11 protein-coding genes are annotated in these 13,081 nt (G+C 53.7%); 10 read left to right on the top strand and 1 reads right to left on the bottom strand.

What is annotated here, in order from left to right; genetic code table 11:
* The first annotated feature begins 178 nt into the window (after positions 1-178).
* From MYS68_RS25885 to MYS68_RS25865, 5 genes are all read left to right on the top strand, one after another.
* Positions 179-334 carry a hypothetical protein gene (locus MYS68_RS25885; protein WP_248928613.1) on the top strand — a complete coding sequence of 52 codons (156 nt, stop codon included), beginning with the start codon at positions 179-181 and terminating at the stop codon, positions 332-334.
* Positions 331-1,299 (top strand): ABC transporter permease, encoded by a 969-nt coding sequence (locus MYS68_RS25880; protein ID WP_248928612.1) that lies wholly within the window; start codon positions 331-333, stop codon positions 1,297-1,299. The genes MYS68_RS25885 and MYS68_RS25880 overlap by 4 nt, the downstream gene beginning before the upstream one ends.
* A gap of 29 nt (positions 1,300-1,328) precedes the next feature.
* Entirely contained in the window at positions 1,329-2,198 is an 870-nt protein-coding gene (locus MYS68_RS25875; RefSeq protein WP_248928611.1) for a carbohydrate ABC transporter permease, read from the top strand.
* Between the two features lie 79 nt (positions 2,199-2,277).
* Positions 2,278-3,957, top strand: coding sequence for a type 2 periplasmic-binding domain-containing protein (locus MYS68_RS25870; protein ID WP_248928610.1), 1,680 nt, complete (start codon positions 2,278-2,280; stop codon positions 3,955-3,957).
* A gap of 181 nt (positions 3,958-4,138) precedes the next feature.
* Positions 4,139-5,077: an aldo/keto reductase family protein gene (locus MYS68_RS25865; RefSeq protein ID WP_248928609.1), complete on the top strand. Its 939-nt coding sequence runs from the start codon at positions 4,139-4,141 to the stop codon at positions 5,075-5,077.
* A gap of 282 nt (positions 5,078-5,359) precedes the next feature.
* On the opposite strand, the gene MYS68_RS25860 is transcribed toward MYS68_RS25865, so the two are convergent.
* Positions 5,360-6,616, bottom strand: coding sequence for a M48 family metallopeptidase (locus MYS68_RS25860; protein WP_248928608.1), 1,257 nt, complete (start codon positions 6,614-6,616; stop codon positions 5,360-5,362).
* A gap of 208 nt (positions 6,617-6,824) precedes the next feature.
* On the opposite strand from MYS68_RS25860, the gene htpG reads away from it, so the two are divergent.
* The 5 genes from htpG (at position 6,825) to MYS68_RS25835 (ending at position 13,040) form a co-directional block, all read left to right on the top strand.
* On the top strand, positions 6,825-8,705 hold the full coding sequence (gene htpG, locus MYS68_RS25855) for a molecular chaperone HtpG (RefSeq protein ID WP_248928607.1): 1,881 nt from the start codon (positions 6,825-6,827) through the stop codon (positions 8,703-8,705).
* Positions 8,706-8,837: 132 nt separating this feature from the next.
* Positions 8,838-9,023, top strand: coding sequence for a hypothetical protein (locus tag MYS68_RS25850; protein ID WP_248928606.1), 186 nt, complete (start codon positions 8,838-8,840; stop codon positions 9,021-9,023).
* 756 nt (positions 9,024-9,779) lie between these two features.
* Positions 9,780-11,114: an ABC transporter substrate-binding protein gene (locus tag MYS68_RS25845; protein WP_248928605.1), complete on the top strand. Its 1,335-nt coding sequence runs from the start codon at positions 9,780-9,782 to the stop codon at positions 11,112-11,114.
* A 136-nt stretch (positions 11,115-11,250) separates the two neighbouring features.
* On the top strand, positions 11,251-12,198 hold the full coding sequence (locus tag MYS68_RS25840) for a carbohydrate ABC transporter permease (RefSeq protein WP_248928604.1): 948 nt from the start codon (positions 11,251-11,253) through the stop codon (positions 12,196-12,198).
* An 11-nt stretch (positions 12,199-12,209) separates the two neighbouring features.
* Complete coding sequence (locus tag MYS68_RS25835) at positions 12,210-13,040, top strand: carbohydrate ABC transporter permease (protein ID WP_248928603.1); 831 nt, start codon at positions 12,210-12,212, stop codon at positions 13,038-13,040.
* Positions 13,041-13,081 lie beyond the last annotated feature (41 nt).

Genomic DNA, 13,081 nt, shown 5'->3' with positions numbered 1-13,081 from the left:
CTCTCCCCCAAAGAGTACCGCAAGGAGTCGTTTACTTGAATTTCACATGAATCCAACGAATTTATAGGTTTGTCTATAAATTTTTAAGGGTTCTTTTTTTTTGAATTTTTATAATGAAATCGCAGGTAACGTGGAGGGAAACGCAGCCCACGAACAACAGAAGCTGCAGGAGGTCAACATGAGGCAACAATCGAAACCGGCGGCCGCCCGCTCCGATGCGGAGGTTAATGCGAGGATCGCAGCCGAGCTTGCCGCTTTGACGGAATCGACAGACGAATCGGTTAAAACCGGGCAAATTCGCTGTCTTCACGGCATCGGAGGTGTTCCGGCATGACGACGGAGCCGCACGGCCATGCCCCGGCCTTCCCGTCCGCATGGACGGCGGGAGAATCTTCGCGGGCTGCCCGGGTGCGCAGGCTGCGGCGCAGCATACCGCTTTATGCCATGCTGCTGCCGGTCGCCGCGTTCTACATCGTGTTTAAATATGTGCCGATGGCGGGACTTATCATCGCCTTCGAAAACTACAATTTTGCGGACGGCATCTTTGGCAGTCCATGGGTCGGCTGGCAAAACTTCCGCCTGCTGTTCTCCACACCGAACACGTTATCGATGATATGGAATACGTTATGGCTGTCGGTGCTCAATTTGGTGTTCGGTTTTCCGCTGCCGATCCTGCTTGCCGTTCTTTTGAACGAAGTCAGGCGGACATGGGTGAAAAAATGGGTGCAGACACTGATTTATTTGCCGCATTTCTTCTCTTGGGTGATCGTTTCCGGCGTCGTGCTGACGCTGTTTGCGACCGATTACGGGACGGTCAACCGCCTGCTCGGATTTCTGTCCGTAGAGCCGGTCACCTTCCTGTACGAGCCTGTCTCCTGGACCGTTATCTTTGTAGGCTCCGGGGTATGGAAGGAGATGGGATTTAGTGCCGTCATTTTTTTGGCCGCATTGACGGCAATCGACCCGGCGCTTTATGAGTCAGCCTGCATCGATGGAGCGGGCAAGTGGCGCCAGGTATGGCACATCACCTTGCCCGGCATTCGCCATACGATTGTGCTGATGCTGATTCTGGCGATCGGGAAGGTGATGGAGGTCGGTTTCGACCAGGTCTACAATCTGCAAAACTCGGCGGTTGCCGACGTTTCCGAGGTCATCAGCACATATATGTACAAAATCGGCCTTCAGCAGGCGCAGTTCAGTTTGACGACAGCCATGGGGCTGTTCGAATCGACGGTCGGCTTTGTGCTGGTGCTGATCGCCAACCGGATCGCCAAAGCGTACAATCACGAATTGTTTTAATCCATCCTAACCAATAAAGAGGGTATCGCATGAAACCGAGCGCTGGAGATCGCCTCTTCTACGGTGTCAATTACATCGTTCTTATCCTTCTGGCGTTAAGCTGTCTGCTTCCTTTCGTCCATCTCGCCTCCGTGTCGCTCAGCGGGAAAGCGGCTGTGGACTCGGGACATGTTTGGCTGTGGCCGGTGGACTTTCAAACGGCCGCTTACCGCTACTTTTTTACGGACACACAGGCCATCGCAGCCTTCCGCAACAGCCTGGTCATCACCTTAGGAGGCGTGGGGTTGAGCATGCTCGGCACGATTGCGGCCGCTTATCCGCTGTCCCGCTCCTTTCTGGCCGGCAGACGTTTTTTGATACTCGGCATGGTGTTTACGATGATGTTTTCCGGCGGCATGATTCCGACCTACATGGTCGTCAAAAGCTTGTCGCTGATCGATTCCTACTGGGCGATTTGGCTCACCGGCCTCGTCAGCACCTACAATCTGCTGCTTATGAAAAGTTATTTCGAGCATTTGCCGAAGGAGCTGGAGGAAGCTGCGCAATTGGACGGCTGCGGCGATACGGCCTATCTGATCCGCGTCGCACTTCCGCTGTCGGGACCGATGCTTGCGACCATTGCGTTATTTTATGGCGTGCATTACTGGAATTCCTTCATGAGCGTGCTCATGTATATTAACAAATCCGACATGCAAAATTTGACCGTGATCGTCCAGGCGATGCAGCAGAAGAGCGATCTGATGCTGACCGCGATGGAGGATAAAGACAGGCAATCGCTCATGGGCGAAATGATTAAAGCGGCGGGCGTAATCGTACTGACGGTGCCTATGGTGGCGGCGTATCCGTTTCTGCAGCGTTATTTTATCAAAGGCATCATGCTGGGTTCGGTTAAGGGTTGACCCTCGAGGAATCATCGCCGTCTGATCCGGCTGGATGATAGATGATTGCAATAGACATTTTGATGAGGAGGCAAAGGATATGAAAAAAAGCGGCTTGAGGAAGGGGACGGCGGTTACGGCTGTCGTAGTGGCTGCCACCCTTACAATGATCGGCTGCAGCGAGCAGAAGAAAGCGACGGAGGCAGCGGCATCCGAGACATCGAAGAAGCCGTCTGCAGTACCGGCCAAACGTGCCGAAGTGACGGTAACCATGTACGACCGGGGGGCCGTACCGGCATCGGAGGGCTCTTACGAAGACAACCGCTGGACGAAGTGGATCAATAATAACGGTCCCGTGGACGTGAAATATGTGCCGATTTTACGCAGCGATTCGACGAAAAAGCTCAACATGCTGTTCGCATCGGGCTCCGCTCCGGACATCATCAACGAGTATAATACACCTTTCCGGGACAATTTGTACAACCAGAAGCAGCTGCTGCCGCTCGACAATTACTTGAAGGATATGCCGGAATACCAGAAGGTGCTCGATCAGTACCCGCAGCTGAAAAAAGCAGGAACGAAGCCGGACGGCAAGCTGTATTACATCGGTAAAATGAAAGAAGCGACTCCCGCGCACGCGTTTTTCATCCGCACGGACTGGCTGAAGAAGCTGAATCTGTCCATGCCGGAAACGACCGACGAGCTGCTCAAGGTCGCCAAGGCGTTTGCCGACCAAGACCCGGACGGAAACGGCAAGAAAGATACGTACGGGATGAATTTATCCACCTACTCCCAGTATGCCATCAATGAAATGTTCGGCGCGCCGATGTCCGACAGCCAGCTGTCGTGGGGGCTTAAGGACGGCAAAATCGGCATTTTATGGGAGAATGATCTCGCTGCATTGAACTTTAAAAAAGAGCTGTATCAAGGCGGTATGATCGATAAGGATTTCCTGAACGACAAGGACGGCGCCAAAGCGAAGCAGGATTTCCTGAACGGCAAGCTCGGTATTTATGTGAATCCCAGCACCAACTGGTATGAGTTCCCCGTTATCGATATCACGACCTTGAAAAAAAATGTGCCGGGAGCCGAAATCGATCTGCTTCCTTATCCGAAATCGCCGCTCGGTCATTACACCGGGGCGATCGATAACCCGATTCAGATGACCACCGCGTTCAACGCCATGATCAAGGATCCCGCTGCCGCCGCGCAGTACATCAACTTCATGATGAAGCCGGAGACGGGGATGAAGATCAACTACGGGGACGAAGGCGTGCATTGGACTAAAGATGCGAAAGGCTGCCCCATTCCGACCGATCCGCAAAAGGTTAAAAACGAAGTCGGGTATGCGGCGGATTACGAAATCTTCCTGAGCCGCGTCGATAAATGCGACTTCCTCGTCAACAAGTTCGATCCGGCCAAGCCGGAACAGAAAGCGGGGCTGGAGCTGTATAAAAAAGCCCAGGATACGTACATGGATCCCGGCAAAATGTACCCAGGCATTGCTCTGGGGCAATATATGCCGACTTTTGCCGGAGATTCGAATGTGATCCATGCGACATTGCTTAAGCAAATGACGGATTTTTACGTGAAGGCGATGATCAGCGGTGAGAAATATACGCCGGAGCAGGCGATCAAGGATGCTCAAGCGGCTTGGGATCAGGCCGGAGGCAAGAAGCTCGAAGAGGATATGAATAACTGGTACGCGCAAAACAAGGACACCGCCTTCTTGATCAAAGATGTGTGGGAAATTGTCAAGCAGCAGAAGCAAGTCAAATAATGCCGAATGCAAACGAGGGGGCGGAAAGGATGCATGTCTTTCGCCCCCTGACCCGTCCTTTACTTAACTCGAGGTTACTAGATGAACAATATTTCAGTACTTTGAAAATACCTCTGTCTCTTTTATAGTTTAGGATGTGGAAACCCACCCAATCCAATTAGAAAACGGAGGAATCACCGGCATGAAGTATCGGAACTTGGGAAGAACAGGACTGAAGGTAAGTGAAATCAGCTTGGGCAGCTGGCTGACTTACGGCGGGTATGTGGAAAAGGAGAACGCCGTCAATTCCATTCACAAGGCGTACGAGCTGGGGATTAACTTTTTCGATACGGCAAACGTGTATGAGCGGGGCGAGGCCGAGAAGGTCGTCGGCGAGGCGCTGGCCAAGTACCCCCGCGATTCCTACGTGCTCGCTACGAAGGTGTTTTGGCCGATGGGCGACGGTCCGAACGACCGAGGTTTGTCGCGCAAGCATGTCATGGAGCAATGCCATGCCAGCCTGAAGCGGCTTGGAACGGATTACGTCGACATTTACTATTGCCATCGGTTTGACCCGAACACGCCGGTGGAGGAGACGCTGCGGACGATCGACGACCTGGTCACCCAGGGCAAAATCCTGTACGCCGGCGTCAGCGAATGGACGGCCGTGCAAATGGCGGAAGCTCTTGCGGTGGCGGACAAATATTTGCTCGACCGCATCGTCGTGAACCAGCCGGTTTACAACATGTTCAACCGCTACATCGAAAAAGAAGTGATTCCGTTCGGCGAAGCCAAAGGGATCGGACAAGTCGTCTTCTCGCCGCTCGCTCAAGGGCTCCTCAGCGGCAAATACAAGTCCGTGAACGACATCCCGGCCGACAGCCGCGCTGCCAAGCTGGAAAACATGCGCAAAGGCATCACGGAAGAGAAGATCGCGAAGGTTGCCCAGCTCTCGGGCATCGCGGGCGAACTCGGCGTTACCCTGTCGCAGCTCGCACTGGCCTGGATTCTGCGCCAAAGCAATGTCGCCAGCGCCCTGATCGGCGCCAGCCGTCCGCAGCAGGTGGAAGAGAACGCGCAGGCGTCCGGCATCGAGCTGTCGCAAGAGATGCTGGACAAAATCGAAGCGATTTTGGCTTAAATAAAGCATGCGGGCGTGCCTGTATTGGCGCGCCCGCTGTTTTTTTACATGGCGGGCAGTCTAACGGTTGCGGTCGAGCTTATTTGATTCAAAAACGTCATTTTCGAAAGGGTAACGGTTGTGGTAGAGCTTATTTCGCATCTTGTATCTCGCAATACGGTAAAAGTTCACAAATAACCGCTCTGGCAAACGTTATCGTTCTGAAATCACCTATTTGGCCCTTATAAGCTCACCTGCAACCGTTACACCGTCTACCGAATGAGCCGAACCCGACCGCGGCACCTAGTAAGTGTCATACATATAAGAACGGTAATCAGTCAACATTCTTTTTTCCCAAATCGCTTCCAAAGCCAGAAACTCCTCCTCCATTCGGATGAGCAGTTCGGGAGGAAGAACGGGGGCGGCGGACGGCAGTTTCTCTTCCATAAAAGCGAGCCGGTACCGTGTCGGAGGGTGAGTGGATTCGATGCGGCTCTCCGTCAACTCCGTCAGAATGCGAATCCGCTCCACCTCCCTGGACGGCACCGAACGGATGCGTCCGCGGAACTCCTCGAACAGGTTGGCCGTGTACCGGTATTCCGCAACCATATCGAGCGCTTTGTAAAAAGTCGGGCCATAGCACATTTTCCGCAGAGCCGAGGCGGCGGCACGAGTGCCGGCCACGGAAGCCGCGGCGTAGTCCGCGCCGTATTCCGCCCGCTGGGAATCAGCCCAAACGGCGAGTCCTATAGCATACCATGGGACCAATACGACATAAGCCAGTCCTTTTCGAAACCATTCCAGCAGCCGTGCTAAAGAAGACAAGATGTCCGAAAAGTCCGTTTTTGGATATATAGTTATGTAAAGCCGCCCCAATGCTCTTTGTACGCCCCCCAGAAAAGAGCTGCGGGTGATGTCCCGGTTCGCATGATGTCCAAGCTCGTGGGAAATAATCGCGAGCTTTTCTTCCGGAGTTAGCGATGCGAACAGCGGCAGACCGATAATGAGCAGCTTTTTCCTTCGAAAGCCCGAAATCGTATACGCCGCGTTGAAACTCAGATTGATCACAATCCCGTCGACGGGAGGAGCACCGAGAAAAGCGGCCGCCTCGTCGGCAGCGCGGTATAAGGCCGGGTATTCCCGCCGGTCAAGCTTAGGTTTTTTCAGCCTGTACACCCGGGGGACAAGAACAAAGGTCAATCCGGCGAAAAAAAGACCGGCCAGCAAATCGCCCAACGTCCGGATCTCGTAAAAGATCATAAAGGTTTTGTAGGCAACCCAACATACGAGCCCGTACCATAATGCCGCAAAGCTGTAGGCCAGAAGGCGGGAGGGTGTGAGCCGGAATCCGGATTGCCATTCCCCGCGGATTTGTTCAAAAATCGCCGCATTCCTATTGGAGCCGAGCCACTTGTTCAATCGAGCCCACAGCCGGTCCCTGCGGCTCTTCGGGATATAGGGATCGATATTCCAATGGCAATGATCGCACCAGGTAACGAAACCCGGATTCACCGGCATCTCGCGGCCGCAGTCGGGACAAGCTTCGGTTTTTTCAGACAAAGGGGCCACCTCACTCAGTTGGATACGCAGTTTCCAGCCAATTCGACATTTTTATTCGATTCTCCTGCTTCCGGCGCTGCTTCACCTCATTGCAGCATATTGACTCCCCCCAAGCGAATGTGATATATAAAAGAAAGAATTAGCACTCTCGTTTGCGGAGTGCTAAAATCACTCCGACGCACATGATGTCAAGGAAGGAGATCCGCGCATGGCCAAGAAGCAGTTTCAAGCCGAATCGAAACGATTGCTGGAAATGATGATCAACTCCATTTATACGCAGAAGGAGATTTTTCTGAGGGAGCTCATCTCCAATGCCAGCGATGCCATCGACAAGATTTACTACAAGGCGTTAACCGACGACAAGCTCGTTTTCAACAAAGAGGATTACTATATCAAAATCACGCCGGACAAAACAAACCGCACTTTGACCATCTCCGATACGGGGATCGGCATGACGAAGGACGAGCTGGAAAACAACCTCGGCGTCATCGCCAAAAGCGGCTCGTTTGCCTTTAAGAAGGAAAACGAGCTGAAAGACGGACATAACATCATCGGTCAATTCGGGGTCGGTTTCTACTCCGCCTTTATGGTGGCCGACGTCGTGACGGTGATCAGCAAAGCGCTCGGCAGCGAAGAGGCGTACAAATGGGAGTCCGCAGGGGCCGACGGATATACGATCGAGCCGTGCGAGAAAGCTGCGCCGGGTACGGAAATTATTTTGAAAATCAAGGAAAACACCGAAGACGACAGCTACGACGAATATTTGGAGGAGTACCGGCTTAGGTCGATCATCAAGAAATACTCCGACTTCATCCGCTACCCAATCAAGATGGAAGTTACCCGCAGCAAGCCGAAGGAAGGCAGCGACAGCGAACGCGAGGAGTATGTCGAAGAGCAAACCGTCAACAGCATGGTGCCGATTTGGCGGAGAAACAAAAACGAGCTGACCGCGGAAGACTACGAGAACTTCTACATGGAGAAGCGGTACGGCTTCGACAAGCCGATCAAGCATATCCATATCAGCGCCGACGGGGCCGTCGTGTACAACGCGATTTTGTACATCCCGGAAAAAACGCCGTTCGACTACTACACGAAGGAATACGAAAAGGGGCTAGAGCTGTATTCCAACGGCGTGCTGATCATGGAAAAATGCGCCGATCTGCTGCCCGATTATTTCAGCTTCGTCAAAGGGATGGTCGATTCCGAGGATTTGTCGCTCAACATCTCCCGCGAGCTGCTGCAGCATGACAAACAGCTGAAGCTCATCGCCAAGAACATCAAAAATCGGATCAAAAGCACGCTGCAAAGCCTGCTGAAGGACGAACGGGAGAAATACGAGGAGTTTTACAAATCGTTCGGCCGCCAGCTGAAATTCGGGGTATACAGCGATTTCGGTGCGAACAAGGAAGACCTGCAGGATTTGCTGCTGTTCTACTCCTCCAAGGAGAAGAAGCTGGTCACGTTGGACGAATACGTTTCGAGAATGCCGGAGGATCAAAAGTACATCTACTACGCCGCGGGGGATTCGATCGAACGGATCGACAAGCTTCCGCAAACGGAGCTCGTCGCCGACAAAGGCTACGAAATCCTGTACTTCACCGACGATATCGACGAATTCGCGATCAAGATGCTGATGAAATACAAAGAGAAGGAATTCAAGTCGGTATCGAGCGATGACCTCGGAATCGAAACGGATGCCGCCGACAAGCAGGCTGAGGCGGAAGAGAGCGACAACAAGGAGCTTTTTGAGTTTATGAAAAATACTTTGTCCGACAAAGTGAAGGAAGTTAAAGCCTCCAAGCGGCTGAAAAGCCATCCGGTCTGTCTGTCCGCTGCGGGCGAGGTGTCCATCGAGATGGAAAAAATCCTCAAGGCGATGCCTACCGGCCAAGATGTGAAGGCGGACAAAGTGCTCGAAATCAACGTCCAGCACGAAGTGTTCCAGTCGCTGAAGGACGCCTACCAAAACGACAAAGACAAACTGAAGCTGTACACGAACCTGCTGTACAACCAGGCACTGCTGATCGAAGGGCTGCCGATCGGCGACCCTGTCGAGTTCACCAACGACATTTGCAAAATCATGGTGTAAAACCATTGCTGGAAATACATGTACCCCAAAAACCGTCCGGATCCTCCGGGCGGTTTTTTAGTCGGCGAATAACGAGCCTCGCATTTGGAAAAATTACCAAGAAACCAATCACACGGAGGTGTAGAAATAGGGATGGACGACAACAATCAATCGCATAACGGCGCTGATACTAGCAAAGCGGATGTGGATCAAAACGCTTTTCAGGGAGCGGCGAGTTACGTCCAACGAGCAGTGGAGCATGCCGCAGACACCACGGCGGATGCAACGCAAAATTTGGTTAACCAGGTTATGAACGATGGGGAAGACTCCGACTCGTAAACGTCGCATGGTGTCGTGGGGCCGGAGCTACTCTTCCGGACAATAGGTCCGTTATTTGACGAAAATGGCGCGTTTGAACGTCAAAACGGACACAGGGTGCGTTAATAGCCCGAAAATGCCAAGCCCGTGACGCTCTTTCGGTGAATAACGGATCTCATGTCCGAAAGATGTGGAAATGAGGCGTTTTTCCCGAAATAACGGATCTGATGTCCGTTTAGATAGACGCCAGGCAGCCCCGCTCCCGATCTCGCACCGAAAGAAGGCGTGCCCGAGGCACGCATCTGCTCCTTAGGCATCGCACCCAAAGTAAAGCGTTCCCGGCATAAGTTTTTGCGGAAGCAAAAACGATGGCGGGCCAACGCGAGCCCGAGGCACGCATTTGCTTCTTAGGCATCGCACCGAAAGTGAAGCGTGTCGGGGTATAGGCTTTTTACCCGAAGGTAAAAAAGCCATACCCCGACAGACGCGACCTAGAAGCGAGCACTCCCTTACTGCGGGCGGGTCCAGGGCGCCCGAGCGCCTTGAGGGCTTTGCGGAGCAAAGCCGGCTTCGGAAGCCTGGGGTCCCCCCCAGTGGGGGGATTTAGGGGGCACAATTACGGTTAAAAATCTCCCTTTTTCATAGAGGATATTCCCTGTACGGTGAGCGGGTCGAGTTTATACAATAGGATCAGCAATGGAGCCGCGCCCGATAAAATGATAACGGTTACAACGGCGCGCCATTGGAAGCCACTATCGTTAAACCAGGAGGTCACCTATGAAAAAAGGTCTGAAAACCGCAACGTCTTCCTTGCTCGCTTTGTCCCTCATGTCTACGCTGGTAGCGTGCAGCCGAAGCGAAGCGCCGGCTTCCGCGCCTGCGCCGAAAACAAACGACCAAGGGCAGCCGGCCGCGCAAAAAGAGATTACGCTCACGTGGTCGTTCGGCAAAGATGCGACCGGAGTCAGCCCGAAGCTGGCGAAGATGTTCGAGGAGAAAAACCCGGGCATCAAGGTCAACGTGATGGAGATGCCGCAAAAATCCGACGCGCAGCATAACGACTACGTCACCAAGCTGTCCTCCAAAGATACGAGCATCGACGTTATGAATATCGACATCATCTGGCCTCCCGAGTTCGGCGCTTCGCAATGGCTGGAGCCGCTGGACAGCTATTTCACGAAAGATGAGCTGGACAAGTTTTTGCCGGGGCCGATCGCGGGGAACACCTATAACGGCAAATTATACGGATTGCCCTATTACACGGATGCGGGGCTGCTGTACTACCGCAAAGATATTTTGGAAGAAGCCGGCGTGCAGCCGCCGAAAACGTTCGACGAGCTGATGAACATCGCCAAGACGCTGAAAGGCAAGGGCGGCACGGAATTCGGCGTCGTGTACCAGGCGAACCAGTATGAGGGGCTAGTGTGCAACGTGCTCGAGTATATTTGGGGCAACGGCGGCGACGTGCTGACCCCGGACAACAAAGTGGTGCTCGATTCTCCGAATACGGTGGAAGCCATCAAAAACTTCGCGGCTCTGACGCAGTCGGACCTCGTGCCGAAAGGCATCACCACCTACATCGAAGACGATGCGCGCACCGTCTTTACCGAAGGGAAGTCCGTTTTCCTGAGGCATTGGCCGTCCGCATGGGCAGCGGCGCAAGGAGAAGGCTCCAAGGTCAAAGGCAAGGTCGGCATCGTGCCGATGCCGGTAGGTCCTTCCGGGAAAAATCCGGCGGCGACGCTCGGAGGCTGGAATCTCGGGATCAACGTGAATATTTCGAAGGAGAAGAAGGAAGCGGCCGTGAAGCTGATCAAGTTTTTGACCTCCGATGAAGCGCAAACGTTCGCTTCCGTGAACGGCGGCCGCATTCCGATCAAGAAGGCGCTGTTCAAAAACGCCGACGTGCTGAAGGCGAACCCGCACTTCGAGTCGATGTACGACGTGTTTATGAACGCCAAGCCGCGTCCGGTATCGCCGATTTACCCGCAAATTTCCGACGTGATGCAAATCCAGGTGCACAAGGCGATTACGGGAGCGCAGCCGGCGGATCAGGCGGTAAAGAACATGCAGAAAGAAATCGGCGATTTGCTGGCAAAATATAAAAAATAGCGTTCCGAGGCGGGGATGGCTCTTCCTCTTGGCCGGGCCGTCCCTGTTTTCAATCGGGGAGCTGCAGGGGAATTAGGCGAGGTTCATTTTCGGGATAACCGGGGCTTTGGTTTCAACAGACGGGGAGGTTTTGGACATGGAGGGGAACTCGGCGGTCATGACAAAAGAGACGGCGGCTGCAGGCAAAAAGCTTTTGAACGGCCGGCGGCAGGAGTCTTTGCTCGCTTACGTGCTGGTAGCTCCGGCAATGCTGACGATCGGGCTGTTTGCGCTTTATCCGATATTGAATACGATTTGGCTCAGCTTGCATGAGCTGAAATTAAATATGCCGTATTTGGGCAAACCGTTCGTAGGGTTTACGCATTATGCGGCTTTAAGCGGCGATGTGCGGTTTTGGGCGTCCTTGTGGAACACGCTTTATTTTACGTTTTTCTCCGTGCTGCTTGAACTCGTGCTCGGTTTCGCGATTGCGATCCTGATCAACCGCAGCTTCGTCGGCCGCGGCATCGTGCGGGCGGCGGTGCTCGTCCCGTGGGCCATCCCTACCGTCGTATCGGCGATGATGTGGAAGTTCATGTTTAACGACCAGCTCGGCGTGATCAACGATCTGCTCGTGAAGATTGGCATCCTCGATCACTACATCGCCTGGCTCGGCAGCAGGGAGACGGCGCTTTGGTCGATTATCGTGACCGACGTTTGGAAAACGACGCCGTTTATGGCGCTGCTTATATTGGCGGGCCTGCAGGTGATTCCGGCGGACATTTACGAAGCGGCCAAAGTCGACGGGGCTACGCGGCTGCAGCAGATGATCAGAATTACGGTGCCCCTGGTCAAGCCGGCCGTACTTGTCGCGCTGTTGTTCCGGACGCTGGATGCGTTCCGCGTGTTTGACATCGTCTTCGTCATGACCGGCGGAGGGCCGGCGAACTCGACGGAAACGCTGTCGATGTACGCGCAGACGACACTGATGCGTTATCTCGACTTCGGCAAAGGCTCGGCGCTTTCGGTCATCACGTTTGTTTGCGTATTGCTGATCAGCTTCTTTTACATCAAAGTGCTCAAGGTGGACATCGAGAAGAGATAGGAGGGATATTCATGCTACTACAGCGCACCAAAATAACCTTTTTTTACGCGGCGGTGTGGGCTTTCGTCGTCATCGTGATGTTTCCCTTCTTCTGGCAGATCAATACGTCGCTCAAGCCGCCGGACCAGCTGTACAAAATGCCGCCGGATTGGCTCCCGTCGCCGGTCTATTTCGGCAGCTACATCTCGACGTTTACGAAGCATCCGTTCACGATATACCTCGAAAACAGCCTGATCGTGGCGACCGCGACGACGCTGTACAGCATCGTCATGGGTGCTCTTTGCGCCTATGCGGTGGCGCGCCTGCAGTTTCGGGGGAAAAAGCTCATCCTGATGCTCGTGCTTTCGGTATCGATGTTTCCGGCGATATCGATCCTCAGTCCGCTTTATATTTTGCTGCGGGATTTTAACCTGCTGAATACGTTCGAAGGGTTGATCCTGCCTTACACGACGCACGGGCTGCCGCTGACGATCTGGATATTGGCGAGCTTCTTCAAAGACATTCCCGCGGAGCTGGAGGAGTCGGCCCGCATCGACGGCACAAGCCGGCTCGGCGCCTTCTGGAGAGTCATTATCCCGCTCGCCGCGCCGGGCATGTTCACGACCGCCATTCTCGTGTTTATCGGCGCGTGGAACGAATTTTTATTTGCATTTTCCTTTATGTCCAAGGACATCATGAGAACGGTGCCTGTCGGCATTGCGATGTTTCCGGGGGAGCACGACATTCCGTGGGGGGATATTTCCGCCGCTTCGGTCATCGTGACACTGCCGCTTATCGTCATGGTGCTGCTGTTCCAGCGGAGAATCATTTCGGGATTGACGTCAGGCGCGGTGAAAGGGTAATTTTAAGATACGGGCGGGTAATCATGTCGGTCTTCCAGCGG

The organism is Paenibacillus hamazuiensis (assembly GCF_023276405.1).
GTDB classification, from domain to species: domain Bacteria; phylum Bacillota; class Bacilli; order Paenibacillales; family NBRC-103111; genus Paenibacillus_AF; species Paenibacillus_AF hamazuiensis.
This window is presented reverse-complemented; position numbering and strand designations above follow the sequence as displayed.